Below are 21,215 nucleotides of genomic sequence, written 5' to 3' on the forward strand. Positions count from 1 at the left end.
GCCCCGCCCCCGCGGGAGGCCCGCGGTGACCAACATCCCCGAGACCGGCCGCACCCCCCGCGTCACGATCCGGCTCGTCGTCCTCCAGGTCCTCGTCTTCTCCCTGCTGCTCACCCTCGGCGGGCGCCTGTGGTACCTCCAGATCCGCAACGGCCAGGAATACACCGACGAGGCGAAGAACAACCACGTCCAACAGGTCGTCCAGCCCGCCGTCCGCGGCTCCATCCTCGACGCCCGCGGCGTCCCCCTCGCCGACAACGAGACCAGACTCGTCGTCTCCGCGTCCCGCACCGAACTCATGAAGATGAAGGACGACGGCAAGGCGGTCCTCGCCCGGCTCGCCGACGTCCTCGACATGTCGCCCAAGGACGTCGCCGACAAGGTGCGCCTGTGCGACGCGAAAACCCCCCAGCCCTGCTGGAACGGCTCCCCGTACCAGCCGATCCCCGTCACCAACAAGGCCACCACCCAGCAGGCCCTCCAGATCCGCGAACGCGCCGAGGACTTCCCCGGCATCACCGCCGAGCCCACCGCGGTACGCCGCTACGTGGCCCCCGGCAAGGCCAACACCGCACAGGTCCTCGGCTACCTCTCGCCCGTCACCGACGCCGAGATCGAGAAGGCCAAGGACTCCGACTCCCCGTACCTGCGCTCCGACCAGGTGGGCCGCTCGGGGCTGGAGCGCACGTACGACAAGGACCTGCGCGGCAAGGCCGGCGTCACCCGGTACGAGGTCGACAACCTGGGCCGCGTCATCGGCCTCGCCAAGGCCGACAAGGCCAAGCCCGGCGCGAACGTCGTCACCAGCATCGACGCCCGCGTGCAGGCCGTCGCCGAGTACGAACTGCTCGACGCGATGAAGGAGGCCCGCAAGGCCTTCGACAAGAACACCAACACCAACTACAAGGCCGACGCGGGCGCCGTCGTGGTGATGGAGAACAAGACCGGCCGCGTGGTCGCGATGGCCTCCAACCCCACCTACGACCCCAACGCCTGGGTCGGCGGCATCTCCGGCAAGGACTACGCCGCCCTCACCGGCAAGAACTCCAACTTCCCCCTCCTCAACCGGGCCATCCAGGGCCAGGCAGCCCCCGGCTCGATCTTCAAGGTCATCCCGACGGCCGCCGCCGTCAACGCCGGATACGACTTCAACGCCAGCTACCCCTGCCCCAGCTCGTACTCCATCGGCGGCCAGACCTTCACCAACTACGAATCCAAGGGCCACGGCAACATCAGCCTCGGCGGCGCCCTCGAAGTCTCCTGCGACACCGTCTACTACGCCCTCGCCCACCAGCAGTGGCAGCGCGACGGCGGCACCAAGCCGAAGAAGGACGCCAAGGACTGGTTCTACAAGACCGCCCACCAGTTCGGCCTCGGCAAGGAAACCGGCATCGACCTCCCCAACGAGGTCCCCGGCCGCGTCCCCGACCGCCAGTGGAAGCAGCGCTTCTGGGAGGCCAACAAGGACGCCTGGTGCAAGCAGGGCAAGAAGGACGGCGACTTCGTCCAGAAGATCGCCTTCGAGAACTGCATCGACGGCAACCGCATGCGCGCCGGTGACTCCGTCAACTACTCCATCGGACAGGGCGACACCCTCGTGACGCCCATACAGATGGCGTCGATCTACGCGGCCATCGGCAACGGCGGCACCCTGCACACCCCGTCCGTCGGCAAGGCCGTCATCAGCGCCGACGGCAAGCAGGTCCGCGAGATCAAGCCCGAGGTACGCGGAAAGCTGCCCATCACCCCGGCCACGCACAAGCTGATAGACGGTGCCCTCGAAGGAGTCGCCACCCGGGGCACCGCCGCCTGGAGGTTCCAGGGCTGGCCCCAGGACAAGATCCCGATGCACGCCAAGACGGGCACCGCCGAGGTCTACGGCAAGCAGACCACCTCGTGGTTCGCCACGTACACCAAGGACTACTCGATCGTCATGACGATCTCCCAGGGCGGCACCGGCTCCGGCGCGTCCGGGCCCGCCGTGCGAAAGATCTACAACGCCCTGTACGGACTCGACCAGACAGGGAAGTTCGACCCCAAGAAGGCCCTCCTGCCCGAGCCGCAGAAAACCCTCCCCACCATCCAGCCGGACGGTTCCATCGAGGCACCCGAGATCAAGCCGTACGTGCCCGAGCCCAAGGAGCAGCCCGCGGGCGCCGAAGCGCTCGCGGGACCCGGCGCGAACGGCGCCCAGCGCCCCGCGGGCCCCGGAGGCCGCGGCACCGGCACGGCCGCCCGCGACACCATGCAGGGGAGCGACTGATGGCAGGCACCACCCACGGATTCTCCGTCCGCCGCTACGCCCCCGAGCGCGGCACCCTCGCCAGACTCACCGCCCGCGACTCCCTCCTCCGCAGACTCGACTGGCCGCTGCTGCTGTCCGCGATCGCCCTGTCGGGCATCGGCTCGCTGCTGGTGTGGTCGGCGACCCGCAACCGCGACACCCTCAACCACGGCGACCCGTACTACTTCTTCTTCCGCCACCTGCTCAACACCGGCATAGGCTTCGCCCTCATGGTCGGCACGATCTGGCTGGGCCACCGCACCCTGCGCGGCGCGGTCCCCGTCCTGTACGGGCTGTCCGTCATCCTGGTCCTCGCCGTGCTCACCCCGCTCGGCGCGACCGTCAACGGCGCGCACGCCTGGATCGTCATCGGCGGCGGGTTCTCCCTCCAGCCGTCCGAATTCACCAAGATCACGATCATCCTCGGCATGGCGATGCTCCTCGCCGCGCGCGTGGACGCGGGCGATCAGCAACACCCCGACCACCTCACGGTCCTCAAGGCGCTGTGCGTCGCGGTCCCCCCGATCGCGATCATCATGCTGATGCCCGACCTCGGCTCGGTCATGGTCATCGCCATGATCATCCTGGGGGTGCTGCTGGCATCCGGAGCCTCCAACCGGTGGATCTTCGGCCTGGTCGGCGCGGGCGTCCTCGGCGCGGTCCTGGTCGCCGTGCTCGGACTGCTCGACGAATACCAGATCAACCGCTTCGCCGCCTTCGCCAACCCCGACCTCGACCCGGCGGGCGTCGGCTACAACACCAACCAGGCCCGCATCGCGATCGGCTCCGGCGGCCTCCTGGGCACCGGACTGTTCAAGGGCTCGCAGACCACCGGCCAGTTCGTCCCCGAGCAGCAGACCGACTTCGTCTTCACGGTCGCGGGGGAGGAACTGGGCTTCCTCGGCGCGGGAGCCATCCTCCTGCTGCTCGGCGTCGTCCTGTGGCGGGCCTGCCGCATCGCCCGCGAGACGACCGAGCTGTACGGCACGATCGTCGCCGCCGGCATCATCGCCTGGTTCGCCTTCCAGTCCTTCGAGAACATCGGCATGACGCTCGGCATCATGCCCGTCGCCGGCCTGCCGCTGCCCTTCGTCTCGTACGGAGGTTCCTCGATGTTCGCCGTGTGGGTGGCGGTCGGACTGCTCCAGTCGATCCGGCTGCAGCGCCCGATGACCGCGTAACACCGGCTGCCCGCAACCCGTTTGCGGAACCCCTCACGCGTCTAGGTTCACCGCATGGCGGAAACGAAGCGCGAGATCGAGCGAAAGTACGAAGCCACCGACGAGACCCGGCTGCCCGACCTGACGAAGGCGGCCGGCGTCTCGTCGGTCGCCGAGAAGGGCGTCGTCGCACTCGACGCCGTCTACTACGACACGGCCGGGCTGGACCTGGCCGCCCACGCGATCACCCTGCGCCGTCGCACCGGCGGCGACGACGCGGGCTGGCACCTCAAACTCCCCGTCGCCCCAGGCGTACGGGACGAGCTCCACGCCCCCCTGAGCACCACCGAACCCGACGCGGACGCCGACGCCGTCCCGCGCGCCCTCACCTCCCTGGTACGGGCACGCACACTCGGCGCCCCGCTCCTGCCCGTCGTACGGCTGCGCTCCTCCCGCGCCCTGCGCCACCTCCACGACGCGGACGGCACGTTGCTGGCCGAGGTCAGCACGGACGCGGTCGACGCCCAGCGGATCGGCGGCCCCGGCGTCGCCTGGACCGAGATCGAGGTGGAACTCGCCGACGACGGCGACCCGGCGATCCTGGACGCCGTCGAGAAACGACTCCGCAAAGCGGGCATCCACCCGGCGTCCTCCCCGTCGAAACTGGCCAGGGCACTCCAGGAGACCGGCCCGCCGGTACCGGAACCCCCACGGACCGAACCCTCGGGGGACAGCGCGGGCGCACACGTCCTCGCCTACCTCCGCACCCAGGTCGAGTCCCTCGTCGCCCACGACCCGGCCGTACGCCGTGACCTGCCCGACTCCGTGCACCAGATGCGGGTCGCCACGCGGCGGCTGCGCAGCGCCTTCAAGACGTACTCGAAGGTCCTCGACCGCACCGTCACCGACCCGGTGGGCGACGAACTGAAATGGCTGGCGGCCGAACTGGGCGTCGACCGCGACCAGGAGGTACTCGCCGACCGCCTCCGGGCCCGCCTGGACGCCCTGCCGCGCACCCTGCTGCTCGGACCGGTACGGGGACGGATGCGGATCTGGTCGGTGACACGGCGCAGCGGATCCAGGCGCAGGACCCTCGCCGTGCTGGACTCCCGCCGCTACCTCGACCTGCTCACCGCCCTCCACGCCCTCCTCGCCGACCCGCCGCTGCACAAGAAGGCCGGCAAGGGCGCGGCCGGGGTCATGACGCAGGCGCTCGCGAAGGACCACGCGAGGCTCGCCGACCGCGTCGAACACGCCCTGTCCCTGACACCCGGCGAAGAACGCGACATCGCCCTGCACGAAGCCCGCAAGGCGGCCAAACGGCTGCGGTACGCGGCGGAGTCGGCCCGCCCCGTACTCGGCAGGCCCGCGAACCGGCTGCGCAAACGGGTCAAGGCGGTCCAGACGCTGCTCGGCGACCATCAGGACAGCGTCGTCGCCCGCGCCGAACTGCGAAACCTCGCGATCCAGGCACACGGCGCGGGGGAAACAGCCTTCGTGTGGGGTCTGTTGTACGGCCAGGAGGAAGCGGTGGGAGCGGAGAGGGAACGGGAACTGGAGGAGGCATGGGGGCGCGTACCGGCGCTGTGACACGGGAATGAGGTGACGCGGGAACCACGTGGCCCGGGGCCGCTGGGCGCGTTCGCCGTCCCGGCCCCGGGGAGGCTGCCGCGGACCCACGTGCCCGGGGGCTGGGGCGTACTTGCCGTCCCGGCCCGGGGAGGCTGCTGCGCGAATCACGTGGCCCGGGGCCACTGGGCGCATTCGCCGTCCCGGCCCCGGGGAGGCTGACGCGGACCGACGTGGCCTGGCCTGCTGGGCGCACTCGCCGTCCCGTTCCCCGGCAGGCTGCTGCGGGCGGGGGAGCGGCGGCAGTTTCCGGACGTCCGGGGCTGCTGCCCGGCGTTCGGATGCGCGTCGTCCTGGGCAGCGCGCGTCCGCTGCGCCCACCGGTGCGCGCAGCCCTACCTCCGCCCGAGCGCCACCTCGCCCCGCCCCAGTACCACCCCGTCCCGCGCCGCCTCGCCTCGTCCCCATCCCACCCCGCGCCGCCCCGCACCCGAAGCCCCGCGCCGTTCTGCCGACGCGTCCCCGGGCCCAGGCACCCTCTCGCGAACGCCCCGCGTGAAGCCCTCCCCGAGCCGCGTTACTCTTGAGGGTCCCCCTGCCCGCTCATGAGAGACACCGCGATGCCTGTTGAGTCGGTCTTCCCCCGCCTGGAAGCCCTCCTGCCGCACGTGCAGAAGCCCATCCAGTACGTCGGCGGTGAACTGAACTCCACTGTCAAGCCCTGGGAGAGCGCCGACGTCCGGTGGGCGCTCATGTACCCGGACGCCTACGAGGTCGGACTGCCCAACCAGGGCGTCATGATCCTCTACGAAGTGCTCAACGAACAGGAAGGCGTCCTCGCCGAGCGCACGTACAGCGTCTGGCCGGACCTCGAAGCGCTCATGCGCGAGCACGACGTGCCGCAGTTCACGGTGGACGCCCACCGTCCGGTGAAGGCCTTCGACGTCTTCGGGCTCTCCTTCTCCACCGAACTCGGCTACACCAACATGCTCACCGCGCTCGACCTCGCGGGCATCCCGCTGAACGCCGCCGACCGCACCCTGGACGACCCGATCGTCCTCGCGGGCGGCCACGCCGCGTTCAACCCGGAGCCCATCGCCGAGTTCATCGACTGCGCGGTCATCGGCGACGGCGAGCAGGCCGTACTCGACATGACGGAGATCATCCGTAAGTGGAAGGCGGAGGGCCGTCCCGGCGGTCGCGAGGAGGTCCTCTTCCGCCTCGCCAAGACCGGCAACGTGTACGTCCCCGCGTTCTACGACGTCGAGTACCTTCCGGACGGCCGCATCGCCCGTGTCGTACCGAACAAGTCGGGTGTGCCGTGGCGGGTGTCCAAGCACACCGTCATGGACCTGGACGAGTGGCCCTACCCGAAGCAGCCGCTCGTCCCCCTCGCGGAGACCGTCCACGAGCGCATGTCGGTGGAGATCTTCCGCGGCTGCACCCGCGGCTGCCGTTTCTGCCAGGCCGGCATGATCACGCGCCCCGTGCGGGAGCGAAGCATCACCGGCATCGGCGAAATGGTCGAGAAGGGCCTGAAGGCGACCGGCTTCGAGGAGGTCGGCCTGCTCTCGCTGTCCTCCGCGGACCACACCGAGATCGCGGAGGTCGCCAAGGGCCTCGCCGACCGGTACGAGGAGGACAAGATCGGCCTGTCCCTCCCCTCGACCCGCGTCGACGCCTTCAACGTGGACCTGGCCAACGAGCTGACCCGCAACGGCCGCCGCTCCGGCCTCACCTTCGCCCCCGAGGGCGGCAGTGAGCGCATGCGCAAGGTCATCAACAAGATGGTCTCGGAGGAGGACCTCATCCGTACCGTCTCCACGGCGTACGGAAACGGCTGGCGCCAGGTCAAGCTGTACTTCATGTGCGGTCTGCCCACCGAGACCGACGAGGACGTCCTGCAGATCGGCGACATGGCGGTCAACGTCATCGCCGAGGGACGCAAGGTCTCCGGTCAGAACGACATCCGCTGCACCGTCTCCATCGGCGGGTTCGTGCCCAAGCCGCACACACCCTTCCAGTGGGCCCCGCAGCTGAGCGCCGAGGAGACCGACGCCCGTCTCGCGAAGCTCCGCGACAAGATCCGCGGCGACAAGAAGTACGGCCGTTCGATCGGCTTCCGCTACCACGACGGCAAGCCCGGCATCGTCGAGGGCCTGCTCTCCCGCGGCGACCGCCGCATCGGTTCGGTCATCCGCGCCGTCTACGAGGGCGGCGGCCGCTTCGACGGCTGGCGCGAGTACTTCAGCTACGACCGGTGGATGCAGGCCGCGGCGAAGACCCTCCCCGAACACGGCGTCGACGTCGACTGGTACACCACCCGCGAACGCACCTACGAGGAAGTCCTGCCCTGGGACCACCTCGACTCCGGTCTCGACAAGGACTGGCTGTGGGAGGACTGGCAGGACTCGCTCGACGAGACCGAGGTCGAGGACTGCCGCTGGACCCCGTGCTTCGACTGCGGTGTCTGTCCTCAGATGGATACGTCCATTCAGATCGGTCCCACGGGCAAGAAACTGCTCCCGCTGTCGGTCGTGAAGTAACCCTCGACCGCACCCTCTGCACGCGGCGGGGCACGTCCCTCCGGGCGTGAACTGCGCACGTCACCGACGAAGAGGCCCCGCCGGGCGCGACACCCCCGGCGGGGCCTCTTCGCGCACGCCCCCGCGCACCCCCACCGGCCCCCGGCACTTCCTGGCAGGGAAACGGCGGGAACCCCGCTCGCGGTTCCCGCCGTCGCACTGACCACCACGCACTGTCGCCGCTCGCGCAGTAACGACCGTCCGCCCGGCGGCCGGACAGCGACCCCGGGTCCGGGAACCATCGCGGCCCGGGTCCGGGAACCATCGCGGCCCGGGTGCGGGAACCATCCCGGCCCCCGGCGCGTACTCTGGGTAGTACAACGACTGCCCCCGGCGCAGCACCCGGACCCGAAACCGCCCTGCCTCGCGCAGCGGCCGGCCGGACGGGAATCGCCGCGCGGGGACACCCACAGGCTTCCGGGCGCACGTAATGACGTGCCGCCCCGCACCGAGGAGAAGAACCACTGGGCAAGCGACAGCCCGAAGGCCCGCCGCCCGCACCGGCGGTGCAGCGCATCCGACTGCGCTACACCAAGCGCGGCCGCCTCCGGTTCACCAGTCACCGCGACTTCCAACGCGCCTTCGAGCGCGCCCTGCGCCGCGCCGAGGTGCCCATGGCGTACTCGGCGGGTTTCACCCCGCACCCGAAGGTGAGCTACGCCAACGCCGCCCCCACCGGCACCGGCTCCGAGGCCGAGTACCTGGAGATCGCCCTCACCGCGCCACGCGACCCCGCCACCCTGCGCGGGCTGCTGGACGAGTCGATGCCCGAAGGTCTCGACATCGTCGACGCGGTCGAGGCGAAGACCTCCGGACTCGCCGACCGCCTCACCGCCTCCATCTGGGAGCTGCGCCTGAACGGCGTCACCCACGACGAGGCGGCCAAGGCGGTCGACGCGTTCCTCGCCGCGCAGACCGTCGAGGTGCAGCGCCGCACGAAGAACGGCATGCGCAGCTTCGACGCCCGGGAGGCCGTCGTCGAGATGGCCGCCGTACCCCTCTCGGAGAGCGTCGCCCGTCCGCAGGGCGAGGCGGCCGATAGGCCCGCGGCGGAGCCCTGTGCGATACTGCGGCTGGTAGTGCGGCACATGACACCCGCCGTACGACCCGACGACGTCCTTTCCGGCCTCCGCGTTGCGGCCGACCTGGCGCCGCCGGTCCCCGCAGCGGTGACCAGGCTGGCGCAGGGGCTTCTCGACGAGGAGTCCGGAACGGTGACCGACCCGCTCGCGCCCGACCGCGAGGCGGTGACGGCAGGCTCTACCACAGCCCCCGCACCCGCCGCCGCGAAGGCGCCGGAAGGTTCCGGTTCCGCGTAAGGGCGCACGTCGCCGCGCAGCCCTGGCACTCGGGAGCCACCTGGGTCGGGCCGCGTACATGACCAGGACTTTCGCCAGGCCGCAGGCCCCGGGGCAGTGCTTCCGGGGATCTGCGGAACCGGCGAGCTAGAGATCAGCTCCCGTGCGGCGCCCGCGCCCCGGACGGTGGCCCCGCGCATCGCGCGGGGGCCGCGGCCGGACCGGACTCAGGCGCGGCGCCCGGGAGCGCGACGGGAGAACCCCGCATGCTTGAGCCGATCGACCCCGCTGAGGCCGACAACACATCGCCCAGCGACACACTGCCGCCGCGCCGCAGGCGCCGCGCGGCCTCACGTCCCGCCGGGCCCCCCGGGGCCGCGACGGCGACCCAGCCGGACCAGTCGGATGCCGCAACGACCGTAGAGGCCGCGGCTCCGGCCCTGTCGGCCGGAAAGGGTGCCGTGAGCGACACCACCGAGAACACCAGCGACGACACGACCACCGGCGACAGCGCGGCCCCGGCCCGCCCGCGCCGCCGCGCCGTGCGCAAGGCCACCGCCCCTGCGGGCGCGCCCGCACCGGCCGCCGAGGCGACCACGGCCTCCACGGAGGCCCCGGCCGCCGCCGCGCAGACCTCGGCCGCCGCACCGGCCGCCGAGGACGCCCCGGCCCCCCGTACGCGCCGCCGCGCCGTACGCAAGGCCACGGCCCCCGCGGGCGCGCCGGACACGGCCGCCGCGGCGCCGCAGGACGGCCAGGACGCCCAGACGCCCGCCGCGGAGCCCGAGAGCGCCGCTCCGGTGCGCCGCCGGGCCACCCGGAAGGCGACCGCCCCGGCGGCGACCGCCACCGAACCCGCGGTCGAGCCCGCAGCCGAGGAGGCTCCGGCTGCCGAGCCGACCCCGGCCGCCGAGCCGACCCCGGCCGCCGAGGAGGCCCCGGCCCCGCGCCTGCGCCGCCGAGCCACCCGCAGGACCACCGCCCCCGCTGCCGAGACCGCCGTCGAGCCCACCCCGCAGGCCGAGCCCGTCTCCGTACCGCAGGACACGCAGGACACGCAGGACGAGGCGGTGGAAGCGAGCGCCCCGGCGCCGCGTGCGCGCCGTCGGGCGACCCGGAAGGCGACCGCCCCGGCCGGTTCGCCCGTGGCTCCCGCCGAGCCCGTCGAGGAGACTCCGGCCGCCGCCGTCGCGGAGGCCGCCCCCGCCGCCGCCGTGCAGGACGAGGAGGAGGCCGCTGCTCCGGCGCCGCGTGCGCGCCGTCGTGCCGTGCGCAAGGCGTCCGCGCCCGCCGGTTCGCCCGCGCAGACCGAGCAGAAGGCCGAGGAGCCCGTCGAGGAGGCCCCCGCCCGGGAACAGGCCCCGACCGAGTCCGCCGCCCCGCAGGAGGCCGTACCGCACGAAGCGGCGGAGACGACCGCTGAGGAAGAGGCGCCGCGCGGACGGTCGCGTCGTCGGGCGAGCCGCCCGGCCGCCAGCCCGAAGTTCACCGCGGAGCCCGCCGCCGAGCCCGTCGCCGCCGAGGAGAAACCCGCCGAGAAGGCGGACAGGAAGGCCGACGAGCCCGCGCCCCGTTCGCGTCGCCGTGCGCAGCGGCCCGCCGTCGCCGTGTTCCAGGCTCCGGTCTTCTCCGAGCCGATGTTCCAGACGCCCGAGACCGCGGCCATGATCGCCGCCGCCGCTCCCGTCGAGGAGCCGGAGGAGGACGAGGAGACCGAGGCCGAGGTCGTCGTCGAGGCGCCCGTGCGGGAGGCGGAGGAGCCCGCGCAGTCCGGTGGCCGTCGCCGCCGTCGCCGCCGCGGCGAGGCCCCCGCCGAGCCGCAGCAGCCCCGTACCGAGGTCCACGAGGCGCCGCAGGACGAGCCCGAGGACGAGGACGCGCAGAGCCACGACGCCGAGGGCCACGACGACTCCGACGACGCCGACGACCGCAGGGCCCGCCGCCGTCGCCGCGGAGGCCGCCGCCGTCGCCGGGGCGAGGCCCTGGACGCGGAGGAGACCGACACCCAGGGCAGGCACGACCGTCACGACGACACCGACGGGCAGACCGCGCAGCAGGACGCCCCCGCCGACGAGGACGACGTCGACGACCACGACGACGAGCACCAGGGCGGCCCGGGTTCCTCCAGCAGCCGCCGTCGCCGCCGCCGTCGCCGTCGCAGCGGTGACTCGGGCCACGACGAGGCCGTGAACGGCGCCGACGACCCCGAGCGCACCGTCGTCAAGGTCCGCGAGCCCCGCAAGAAGGAGTCCGCCGCGGAGCGCGAGCCGGGCACCGGCTTCGACGAGGTCCAGTCCATCAAGGGCTCCACCCGCATGGAGGCCAAGAAGCAGCGCCGCCGCGAAGGCCGCGAGCAGGGCCGCCGCCGCGTCCCGATCATCACCGAGGCGGAGTTCCTGGCGCGCCGCGAGGCCGTCGAACGCGTGATGGTCGTGCGCCAGAACGGCGAGCGCACCCAGATCGGCGTCCTTGAGGACGACATCCTCGTCGAGCACTACGTCAACAAGGAGCAGTCGACGTCGTACGTCGGCAACGTCTACCTCGGAAAGGTGCAGAACGTCCTCCCCTCCATGGAGGCCGCGTTCATCGACATCGGCAAGGGCCGCAACGCCGTCCTGTACGCCGGCGAGGTCAACTTCGAGGCACTCGGCATGGCCCACGGGCCGCGCCGCATCGAGACCGCCCTGAAGTCCGGCCAGTCCGTCCTCGTACAGGTCACCAAGGACCCGATCGGGCACAAGGGCGCACGTCTGACCAGCCAGGTCTCCCTGCCGGGCCGCTACCTCGTGTACGTGCCCGAGGGCTCGATGACCGGCATCAGCCGCAAGCTCCCCGACACCGAGCGGGCCCGGCTGAAGACCATCCTCAAGAAGATCGTCCCCGAGGACGCGGGCGTCATCGTGCGCACCGCCGCCGAGGGCGCGAGCGAGGACGAGCTGCGCCGCGACGTCGAGCGCCTCCAGGCACAGTGGGAGGACATCCAGCGCAAGGCGAAGAGCAACGGCGCGTCCAACGCGCCGACCCTGCTCTACGGTGAGCCCGACATGACCGTCCGCGTCGTCCGCGACATCTTCAACGAGGACTTCTCCAAGGTCATCGTCAGCGGAGACGAGGCATGGCAGACGATCCACGGATACGTCGCCCACGTCGCACCGGACCTCACCGACCGGCTGTCGCGCTGGACGTCGGAGGTCGACGTCTTCGCGACGTACCGGATCGACGAGCAGCTCATGAAGGCACTGGACCGCAAGGTCTACCTGCCGTCCGGCGGTTCCCTGGTCATCGACAAGACCGAGGCGATGATCGTCGTCGACGTCAACACCGGGAAGTTCACCGGCCAGGGCGGCAACCTCGAAGAGACCGTCACCAGGAACAACCTGGAGGCGGCCGAGGAGATCGTGCGCCAGCTGCGGCTGCGCGACCTGGGCGGCATTGTCGTCATCGACTTCATCGACATGGTCCTGGAGTCGAACAGGGACCTGGTGCTGCGGCGTCTGCTGGAGTGCCTGGGCCGCGACCGCACCAAGCACCAGGTGGCCGAGGTCACCTCGCTGGGCCTCGTGCAGATGACCCGCAAGCGCGTCGGACAGGGCCTCCTGGAGTCCTTCTCCGAGACCTGCGTCCACTGCAACGGGCGCGGCGTCATCGTGCACATGGAGCAGCCGACCGCCGTGGGCGGCGGCGGTGGTTCCAAGCGTGCGAAGAAGCGCGGCAAGGGCGGCAACGGCGGCACGGACCACGAGCACGGTCACGAGCCGCAGGAAACGCACGAGCACGGCCAGGACCACTCGCACGGTCCCGAGGACGCGCCCGTGCCCCTTCAGGAGGAGACGGAGGCGGAACTCGCCGCCGAGGTCGCCGCACCGATCGCTCTGCCGTCGCCGGACTTCGTACCGGACGAGGACCTGTACAGCAGTGCCGCCGAGGCGGAGGAGGCGGCCACCCGCGGCCGTGGCCGCCGCAGGGCGTCGCGCAAGGCGTCGTCCCCGGCAGGTGCGCCGCGCGGCAGGACGTCGCCGGCGGACTACATCGAGCACGCGTCGCCGCTCAAGGGGAAGGGCACCGCGGTGGCCGCCCCGGAGACGGAGCGGGCCGCGGAGCCGGTCGCCGAAGCGACGCCCGAGCCGGTCGCCGAGGCCGAGCCGGTGACCGCTGCCGTCGAGGCGCCGGCCGAGGCCGCCGTCGAGGCACCCGCGGAGACGGAGGCCGCTCCGGCGCCGCGTGGCCGCCGTCGGGCGACCCGCAAGGCGTCCGCCCCGGCGGGCTCGCCCCAGGGTGCGCAGGCGCCCGCCGCCGACGCCGACGCCGACGAGGCGAAGGCGGCCCCGGCCGCCGAAGCCGTCGCCGAGCCGCAGCCCGCCGCCCAGGCTCCGGCCCAGGAGGCCGCCGCGGCACCCGTCGCGGCGCCCGCTGCCGACGCCGCCCCGCCGCGGGCCCGTCGCCGGGCCACCCGTAAGGCCACCGCCCCCGCGGGTTCGCCCGCAGGGTCGGCCGAGGCCGCCGTACTCGTGGTCGAGACCACCCCGTCGGCGACCGTCAAGCAGGCCGAGGAGCCCGCGGCCGACAGCGCCGAGCCCACGAAGGCGCAGGCGTCCGAGGGCGACGAGGCACCCGCTCCGGCCAAGAAGACGGCACGCAAGACCGCCGCCAAGAAGGCCACCACCGCCAAGAAGGCCGCACCGGCCAAGAAGGCGGCGGCGAAGAAGACCACCGCGAAGAAGGCCGCCACCAAGACGGCGGCCACGAAGACGGCGGCCAAGAAGACTGCGAAGAAGACGGCCGCGGCGGACCAGCAGACGCTGCCGTCCGTGTCCGCCCCCGCGCAGGACTGACCTGGTGCGGGCGGGCGGTACCGGTGACACCGGTACCGCCCGCCCGCACCATCGGACACACCCGCAGTACCCGGCGGAACCGGCCCCGGCCGGGCCCGGGGTGGCCGGGGCCCGATCGGGCCCCGGCCACCCCGGCATCCGGGAGCAGCACCCCGGAGCAACCGGGACCTACGGCCCACGGCCGCGACAAGCCCCTGAACCACGGAGAGTTCGAACCCTCATGAGCAACAGCGCCACCCCTCGCCCCATACGCAAGGCCGTCATCCCCGCCGCCGGCCTGGGCACCCGCTTCCTTCCGGCGACGAAGGCCACTCCCAAGGAGATGCTGCCCGTCGTCGACAAGCCCGCGATCCAGTACGTGGTCGAGGAAGCCGCCGGGGCCGGACTCTCCGACGTCCTCATGGTGACCGGCCGCAACAAGCGCCCGCTTGAGGACCACTTCGACCGCAACTACGAGCTGGAGTCCGCCCTCACCAAGAAGGGCGACGCGGACCGTCTGGCCCGTGTGCAGGAGTCCAGTGACCTGGCGACCATGCACTACGTCCGCCAGGGCGACCCCCGGGGCCTGGGGCACGCCGTCCTGTGCGCCGCCCCGCACGTCGGCGACGAGGCCTTCGCCGTCCTCCTCGGCGACGACCTGATCGACCCCCGCGACCCCCTCCTCGCCCGCATGGTCGAGGTCCAGCAGACGTACGGCGGCAGCGTCGTCGCCCTCATGGAGGTCGACCCCCAGCAGATCCACCTGTACGGCTGCGCGGCCGTCGAGACCACCGCCGACGGCGACGTCGTGAAGATCAGCGGCCTCGTCGAGAAGCCCAGCACCGAGGACGCCCCCAGCAACCTCGCCATCATCGGCCGCTACGTCCTGGACCCGGCCGTCTTCGACGTCCTGCGCGACACCGCGCCCGGCCGCGGCGGCGAGATCCAGCTCACCGACGCCCTCCAGACGCTGGCCGAGGACGAGAAGGTCGGCGGCCCCGTCCACGGCGTCGTCTTCAAGGGCCGCCGCTACGACACCGGCGACCGCGGCGACTACCTGAAGGCCATCGTGCGTCTCGCCGCCGAGCGCGCCGACCTCGGCCCGGACTTCAAGACGTGGCTGCGCGGCTACGTCACGGAAGAGATGTAGACCCTCCGCCCCACCCCGTACACCCCCTGCTCGACCCGCACGAAGGAGAACCCCATGATCGGCCTGGTACTGGCGGCGGGCGCCGGACGGCGTCTGCGCCCCTACACCGACACGCTGCCCAAGGCGCTCGTCCCCGTCGACGGCGACACCACCGTCCTGGACCTCACCCTGGGGAACTTCGCGAAGGTCGGGCTGACGGACGTCGCGATCGTCGTCGGCTACCGCAAGGAAGCCGTCTACGCACGCCAGGCCGAGCTGGAGTCGAAGTACGGCGTGAAGCTCACGCTCATCGACAACGACAAGGCCGAGGAGTGGAACAACGCCTACTCCCTGTGGTGCGCCCGCGACGTCCTCAAGGAGGGCGTCATCCTCGCCAACGGCGACACCGTCCACCCCGTGTCCGTCGAGCAGACCCTCCTCGCCGCCCGCGGCGACGGGCAGCAGATCATCCTCGCCCTCGACACGGTGAAGAACCTCGCCGACGAGGAGATGAAGGTCGTCACCGACGGGTCCGGCGCCGTCCAGAGGATCACCAAGCTGATGGACCCGGCGTCCGCCACCGGCGAGTACATCGGCGTCACCCTCATCGAGCCCGACGCGGCAGAGGCCCTCGCCGACGCCCTGAAGGCCACCTTCGAGCGCGACCCCGACCTGTACTACGAGGACGGCTACCAGGAACTCGTGAACCGCGGCATGCGCATCGACGTCGCACCCATCGGCGACCTCAAGTGGGTCGAGATCGACAACCACGACGACCTCACCAGGGGCCGGGAGATCGCGTGCCAGTACTGACCCGGCTGATCCCCTCGCCGGTCGTCGTCGACATCTCCAGGGGCGCCCTGGACGATCTCGCCGGCGTACTGGCGGACCAGCGGATCTCCGGCTCGGGCTCGCTCGCCGTGGCCATCAGCGGCGGCTCGGGACGGGTGCTGAAGGAACGCCTGGCACCCGTCCTGCCCGGCGCCGACTGGTACCCCGTCACCGAGGGCACCATCGACGCCGCGGTCAAGCTCGCCGACGACATCAAGGGCCGCAAACGGTACGACGCGGTCGTCGGGCTCGGCGGCGGAAAGATCATCGACGTCGCCAAGTACGCCGCGGCCCGCATCGGCCTGCCCATGGTCGCCGTCGCGACGAACCTCTCGCACGACGGCCTGTGCTCCCCGGTGTCCATCCTGGACAACGACAACGGACGCGGCTCCTACGGCGTGCCCACGCCCATCGCGATGCTCATCGACCTCGACGTCATCCGCGACGCCCCGCCCCGCTTCGTACGCTCCGGAATCGGCGACGCCCTGTCCAACATCTCCGCGGTCGCCGACTGGGAACTGTCCCACCAGGTCAACGGGGAGAAGATCGACGGCCTGGCCGCCGCCATGGCCAGGCAGGCCGGCGAAGCCGTACTGCGCCACCCCGGCGACGTCACCCAGGACGCGTTCCTGACCGTCCTCTCCGAAGCGCTCGTCCTGTCCGGCATCTCCATGTCGATCAGCGGCGACACCCGCCCCTCCTCCGGCGCCTGCCACGAGATCAGCCACGCCTTCGACCTGCTCTTCCCGCAGCGCGCCGCGCTCCACGGCGAACAGGTCGGCATCGGCGCCGTCTTCGCGATGCACCTGCGCGGAGCGCGCGAGGAGGCCGGACTGTTCGCCGACGTACTGCGCAGACACGCCCTGCCGGTCCTCCCCGGCGACATCGGATTCACCGTCGAGGAGTTCGTCACCGCGGTGCGGTACGCCCCGCAGACGCGCCCCGGGCGCTTCACCGTCCTCGAACACCTCGACCTGTCCGAGGACGGCATCAGGGACGCCTACCACACCCTGGTGAAGGCCGTCGGACGGAGCCCGGACCACCACAGCGGCGGGCGCTAGCCCGGTTTGACCCACCGGTCGAGGTCCCGTAACTTTGACCGTCGGCGTCTTTTTGTGCGCCAAACCCCTGAGCAACCCCCTCCCGGGCCACTTCGGTGCGCACGGGAGAGGCCGCTCGTCCTGTTCGCGCCGGAAGCGGCTGGCATCAGGGGTCCCGTCTTCGAGTGAGAGTGAGATCCGCGTGTACGCCATCGTGCGCAGCGGTGGTCGCCAGCACAAGGTTGCTGTCGACGACATCGTTGAGGTTGACAAGATTTCCACTGCCAAGGTTGGCGACACGGTCGAGCTTTCGACTCTGCTCGTTGTCGACGGCGACTCCGTCACCAGCGACCCGTGGGTCCTGGCCGGGATCAAGGTCACGGCCGAGGTCGTGGACCACCACAAGGGCGAGAAGATCGACATTCTCCGCTACAAGAACAAGACCGGTTACCGCCGTCGCCAGGGTCACCGCCAGCAGTACACGGCGATCAAGGTCACCGGTATCCCCACGGCTGCGAAGTAAAGGGACTGAGACATGGCACACAAGAAGGGCGCATCGTCCACTCGGAACGGTCGCGACTCCAACGCTCAGCGGCTCGGCGTCAAGCGCTTCGGCGGCCAGGCCGTCAACGCCGGTGAGATCCTGGTCCGCCAGCGCGGCACCCACTTCCACCCGGGCACGGGCGTCGGCCGTGGCGGCGACGACACGCTGTTCGCCCTCGCCGCCGGTGCGGTCGAGTTCGGCACGCACCGTGGCCGCAAGGTCGTGAACATCGTTCCGATCGCCGGCTGAACAAGCCTGCCTTCCTTCGGGACCACCTCACCGCGAGGGCGGTCCTGAGCGATACACAGCACGTTCCGAGGGCGGACGCTCTTTCCCGGGCTACGGGGAAGCGTGTCCGCCCTCGGCGTGTTACGTATGTAGACATTCCGCATGACCTGTACTGGAGGACACCCATGACCACCTTCGTGGACCGCGTCGAACTGCATGTCGCCGCGGGTAACGGAGGCCACGGCTGCGCCTCCGTACACCGTGAGAAGTTCAAGCCGCTCGGCGGCCCGGACGGCGGCAACGGCGGACGCGGCGGCGACATCATCCTCGTCGTCGACCAAGCAGTGACCACCCTGCTCGACTACCACCACAGCCCCCACCGCAAGGCCACCAACGGCCAGCCCGGCGCAGGCGACAACCGCTCCGGCAAGGACGGCCAGGACCTGGTCCTACCCGTCCCGGACGGCACCGTCGTCCTCGACAAGGACGGCAACGTACTGGCCGACATGGTCGGCCAGGGCACCACGTTCATCGCGGGCGAAGGCGGCCGCGGCGGCCTCGGCAACCTCGCACTCTCCTCGGCCCGACGCAAGGCCCCCGGCTTCGCGCTGCTCGGCGAGCCCGGCAAGTCCCGCGACATCGTCCTGGAACTCAAGACCGTCGCCGACGTGGCCCTGGTCGGCTACCCGAGCGCGGGCAAGTCCTCCCTGATCTCCGTGCTGTCCGCGGCCAAGCCCAAGATCGCGGACTACCCGTTCACCACGCTCGTCCCCAACCTGGGCGTGGTGACGGCCGGCTCCACCGTCTACACCATCGCCGACGTCCCCGGCCTGATCCCCGGCGCCAGCGAAGGACGCGGCCTCGGCCTCGAATTCCTGCGGCACGTCGAACGCTGCTCGGTCCTCGTCCACGTACTGGACACCGCGACCCTGGAATCCGACCGCGACCCGGTCTCCGACCTCGACGTCATCGAGGAAGAGCTCAAGCTGTACGGCGGCCTGGACGACCGTCCGCGCCTCGTCGTCCTCAACAAGGTCGACATCCCCGACGGCAAGGAACTCGCGGACATGATCCGCCCGGAGCTCGAAGCCCGCGGCTACAAGGTCTTCGAAGTGTCCGCCGTCTCCCGCACAGGGCTGAAGGAACTCTCCTTCGCCCTCGCCCAGGGCATCTCCAAGATGCGCGCCCGCAAGCCCCAGGAAGAGGCGACCCGCATCGTCATCCGGCCCAAGGCCGTCGACGACAGCGGCTTCACCGTCCTCAAGGACGAGGAAGAGAACGTCTTCCGGGTGCGCGGCGAAAAGCCCGAGCGCTGGGTGCAGCAGACCGACTTCAGCAACGACGAAGCGGTGGGCTACCTCGCCGACCGCCTCAGCCGCCTCGGCGTCGAAACCCAACTGATGAAGGCGGGCGCCCGCGCCGGCGACGCCGTCGCCATCGGCTCCGACGAGAACTCCGTCGTCTTCGACTGGGAGCCCACCGTCATGGCCGGTGCCGAGATGCTCGGCCGTCGCGGCGAGGACCACCGCCTGGACGAACCCCGCCCGGCGGCCACGCGCCGCAAGGACCGCGACGCGGAGCGGGACAACTCGCAGCAGGAGTACGACGAGTTCAAACCCTTCTAGGACGTGCTGCGCGCGACCTCGTAGCCCGTACGGGGCGCACCCGTCCCGGTGCACCAGGCACGTCACGCGGTGCGCGACGCACGCGCCCGTGGTGCGCCCGTGGTGCGTCCGTTGTGCGACGGAGTACGGGCCGGGACGAGACGCGGACGACGCGGCAACCGCTCGCGCACACGCCGCCGACCCACCGCGGGGCCCGGCCGCCGGAGACCTTTCCGGCGGCCGGGCCCCGCAGCCCTTCCCGGCACAGCCCGACCGACCGCAGACCTCCCTCGCGCACCGGTCGGCACACGTGCCCACCGCCCTCCACCGGGCCCGCACAGGGACATACCCTTGGAGGCCCGTGGCCGTCGCAGAGCTGTGCGCAGGACCACGTCGCGCCCGGAACCGGGCCGTGAGGAACGGTGCAACAGCAAGAGGAGCCACAGGGTGCAACCCGCACGCAACGGGGCGGCAGTCAGCGTCGTCGTCATCGTCCACAACGACGCCGACCACATCACCACCGCCGTCGAGTCCGCCCTCGCGCAGGGCACCGCCGTCGGCGAAGTGCTCGTCGTCAACGACGCCTCCACGGACGGCACCCGCCGACAAGTCGACGCCCTCGCCGCCCGCCACCCCCGGGTGCGTCCCCTGCACCGCACGGTCAACAGCGGCGGTTGCGGCACCCCCCGCAACGACGGCATCGCCGCCGCCGCACACCCCTACGTGATGTTCCTGGACAGTGACGACGTGTACCCGACGGGCGCCGTCGACGCCCTGCTGGCCGCCGCCACCGAGGACACCGACGTCGTCGCCGGGCAGTGCGTACGCCGCGAACTGCCCGAGGGCCGCGACACGATGTGGGCCCCCGCCCTCTACGACCCCGCCGCGGGCGCCACCCTGCCCGGCACCGTCCTCGACGGCATCGGCGCACACCCCGCATTCCTGCTCGACACCCTGTCCGTCAACAAGCTCTACCGGCGCGACTTCCTCACCGAGCACGCCGTCGCCTTCCCCGACGGCGCCTTCCACTACGAGGACTTCGTCTACACCGCGAAGGTGTACGCGGCCGCCCCCCGCCTCGCCGTCGTCGCCGCCCCCGTCTACATCTGGCACGTACGGCGCGACGCCGCAGAACTGTCCATCTCGCTGCGCCGCGCCACCATCGCCAACTGGGAACACCGCGTGGAAGCACACCGCCAAGTCGTCCAGGAGTTCCGCGAAGCGGGACAGGACGCACTCGCCGTCGCCGCACAGACCAAGTTCCTCGACTACGACCTGCCCATGTACGTACGGGAACTGCCGCAACGCAACGCCGGCTACCGGACCGACTGGTGGCAGGCCACGCGCGCCCACCTCGCCACCTTCGACGCCCAGGCATACGAACAAGCCGAGGCCCCCTCCCGCTGGCTGGCCCGCGCCCTGCTCGCCTGGCAGACCCCGGCCGAGCTCACACGCGTGGTGGCACTGGCCGCCCAGCCGCCCCGGCTGCTGCCCCCGACGCCCACGAACAGCGACGGCACGCCCGTCCTCGCGACCGAGCAGCCCGAAGTGATCCTCGACGGGCTGCGCGAACTGCCCGCCGAGAAACTCCCGGTGACCGTCAACGGCACCCTCGGCGTGGGGTCCACGCTCACCTTCACCGTGACGGTGCCCGAACTCCACGGGCTGCTCGCCCCCCTGAAGCCGCAACGCCTCCTGCTGCGCCTAGCTGAACAGCGGGACGCCCGCCCCGCCCTGGAACTCGAACAGCCCCTGCGGCGCAGTGGCGACGACGCCTGGCAGACCCGGTTCTCCGTCCGCGCCGGCGACCTGGCCGACCGCACACGGCTCACGGCCTGGCGGGTACGCGCCGAAGTGGTGTGCGCCGACGGCGCCCGCATCCCCGCCGAGGTGCGGGCCGCCACCCCGGGCACCGCACGCCGCAGTGTCGTCCTCGCCGCAGGACGGCCCCTGCTCGTCCAGGCACACGTGACGCCCCGCCAGGCACTCATGGTGCGGGTCGTCGGCGGCGTACAGGGCGGACTGGACGTGGTGGGCCGCCGCCTCAAGCGACTGGCGCGCAAGGCGAAGTAACCGGACAGGGAATAGCCGGACAGAGAAAGGGCCCCTTCCGCGCATCGCGGAAGGGGCCC

Annotated in this window: 13 protein-coding genes; all 13 read left to right on the forward strand. The window is 71.7% G+C overall.

What is annotated here, in order from left to right; all coding sequences use genetic code 11:
• Positions 1-25 precede the first annotated feature (25 nt).
• The 13 genes from mrdA (at position 26) to ACQPZG_RS23605 (ending at position 21,156) form a co-directional block, all read left to right on the forward strand.
• The gene (mrdA, locus tag ACQPZG_RS23545; protein ID WP_433547711.1) at positions 26-2,263 is read left to right on the forward strand and encodes a penicillin-binding protein 2; all 2,238 of its coding nucleotides are present in this window, start codon (positions 26-28) and stop codon (positions 2,261-2,263) included.
• Entirely contained in the window at positions 2,263-3,465 is a 1,203-nt protein-coding gene (gene rodA, locus ACQPZG_RS23550; RefSeq protein WP_433547712.1) for a rod shape-determining protein RodA, read from the forward strand. Before mrdA ends, rodA begins: the two co-directional genes overlap by 1 nt.
• Before the next feature lie 54 nt (positions 3,466-3,519).
• On the forward strand, positions 3,520-5,034 hold the full coding sequence (locus tag ACQPZG_RS23555; RefSeq protein WP_433547713.1) for a CHAD domain-containing protein: 1,515 nt from the start codon (positions 3,520-3,522) through the stop codon (positions 5,032-5,034).
• A 599-nt stretch (positions 5,035-5,633) separates the two neighbouring features.
• On the forward strand, positions 5,634-7,559 hold the full coding sequence (locus ACQPZG_RS23560) for a TIGR03960 family B12-binding radical SAM protein (protein WP_433549518.1): 1,926 nt from the start codon (positions 5,634-5,636) through the stop codon (positions 7,557-7,559).
• Between the two features lie 545 nt (positions 7,560-8,104).
• On the forward strand, positions 8,105-8,917 hold the full coding sequence (locus ACQPZG_RS23565) for a TIGR03936 family radical SAM-associated protein (RefSeq protein ID WP_433547714.1): 813 nt from the start codon (positions 8,105-8,107) through the stop codon (positions 8,915-8,917).
• A gap of 245 nt (positions 8,918-9,162) precedes the next feature.
• Complete coding sequence (locus ACQPZG_RS23570; protein WP_433547715.1) at positions 9,163-13,728, forward strand: Rne/Rng family ribonuclease; 4,566 nt, start codon at positions 9,163-9,165, stop codon at positions 13,726-13,728.
• 220 nt (positions 13,729-13,948) lie between these two features.
• Positions 13,949-14,857, forward strand: coding sequence for a UTP--glucose-1-phosphate uridylyltransferase GalU (gene galU / locus ACQPZG_RS23575; RefSeq protein WP_433547716.1), 909 nt, complete (start codon positions 13,949-13,951; stop codon positions 14,855-14,857).
• 54 nt (positions 14,858-14,911) lie between these two features.
• Positions 14,912-15,649, forward strand: coding sequence for a sugar phosphate nucleotidyltransferase (locus tag ACQPZG_RS23580; RefSeq protein ID WP_433547717.1), 738 nt, complete (start codon positions 14,912-14,914; stop codon positions 15,647-15,649).
• On the forward strand, positions 15,637-16,728 hold the full coding sequence (locus tag ACQPZG_RS23585; RefSeq protein ID WP_433547718.1) for an iron-containing alcohol dehydrogenase family protein: 1,092 nt from the start codon (positions 15,637-15,639) through the stop codon (positions 16,726-16,728). The genes ACQPZG_RS23580 and ACQPZG_RS23585 overlap by 13 nt, the downstream gene beginning before the upstream one ends.
• Before the next feature lie 181 nt (positions 16,729-16,909).
• Positions 16,910-17,230, forward strand: coding sequence for a 50S ribosomal protein L21 (gene rplU / locus ACQPZG_RS23590; RefSeq protein ID WP_185026398.1), 321 nt, complete (start codon positions 16,910-16,912; stop codon positions 17,228-17,230).
• Positions 17,231-17,242: 12 nt separating this feature from the next.
• On the forward strand, positions 17,243-17,500 hold the full coding sequence (rpmA, locus tag ACQPZG_RS23595; RefSeq protein WP_018103204.1) for a 50S ribosomal protein L27: 258 nt from the start codon (positions 17,243-17,245) through the stop codon (positions 17,498-17,500).
• A 164-nt stretch (positions 17,501-17,664) separates the two neighbouring features.
• Entirely contained in the window at positions 17,665-19,104 is a 1,440-nt protein-coding gene (gene obgE / locus ACQPZG_RS23600; protein ID WP_433547719.1) for a GTPase ObgE, read from the forward strand.
• Between the two features lie 426 nt (positions 19,105-19,530).
• On the forward strand, positions 19,531-21,156 hold the full coding sequence (locus tag ACQPZG_RS23605) for a glycosyltransferase family 2 protein (RefSeq protein WP_433547720.1): 1,626 nt from the start codon (positions 19,531-19,533) through the stop codon (positions 21,154-21,156).
• Positions 21,157-21,215: the final 59 nt, after the last annotated feature.

The organism is Streptomyces sp. CA-294286, from assembly GCF_050947155.1.
Taxonomy (GTDB): Bacteria; Actinomycetota; Actinomycetes; order Streptomycetales; family Streptomycetaceae; genus Streptomyces.

Bases quoted from the DNA above. Each gene is read 5' to 3' on its own strand.
- rodA (WP_433547712.1), top strand. From the start codon at position 2,263: ATGGCAGGCACCACCCACGGATTCTCCGTCCGCCGCTACGCCCCCGAG.
- ACQPZG_RS23555 (WP_433547713.1), top strand. From the start codon at position 3,520: ATGGCGGAAACGAAGCGCGAGATCGAGCGAAAGTACGAAGCCACCGAC.
- ACQPZG_RS23560 (WP_433549518.1), top strand. From the start codon at position 5,634: ATGCCTGTTGAGTCGGTCTTCCCCCGCCTGGAAGCCCTCCTGCCGCAC.
- ACQPZG_RS23570 (WP_433547715.1), top strand. From the start codon at position 9,163: ATGCTTGAGCCGATCGACCCCGCTGAGGCCGACAACACATCGCCCAGC.
- galU (WP_433547716.1), top strand. From the start codon at position 13,949: ATGAGCAACAGCGCCACCCCTCGCCCCATACGCAAGGCCGTCATCCCC.
- ACQPZG_RS23580 (WP_433547717.1), top strand. From the start codon at position 14,912: ATGATCGGCCTGGTACTGGCGGCGGGCGCCGGACGGCGTCTGCGCCCC.
- rpmA (WP_018103204.1), top strand. From the start codon at position 17,243: ATGGCACACAAGAAGGGCGCATCGTCCACTCGGAACGGTCGCGACTCC.
- obgE (WP_433547719.1), top strand. From the start codon at position 17,665: ATGACCACCTTCGTGGACCGCGTCGAACTGCATGTCGCCGCGGGTAAC.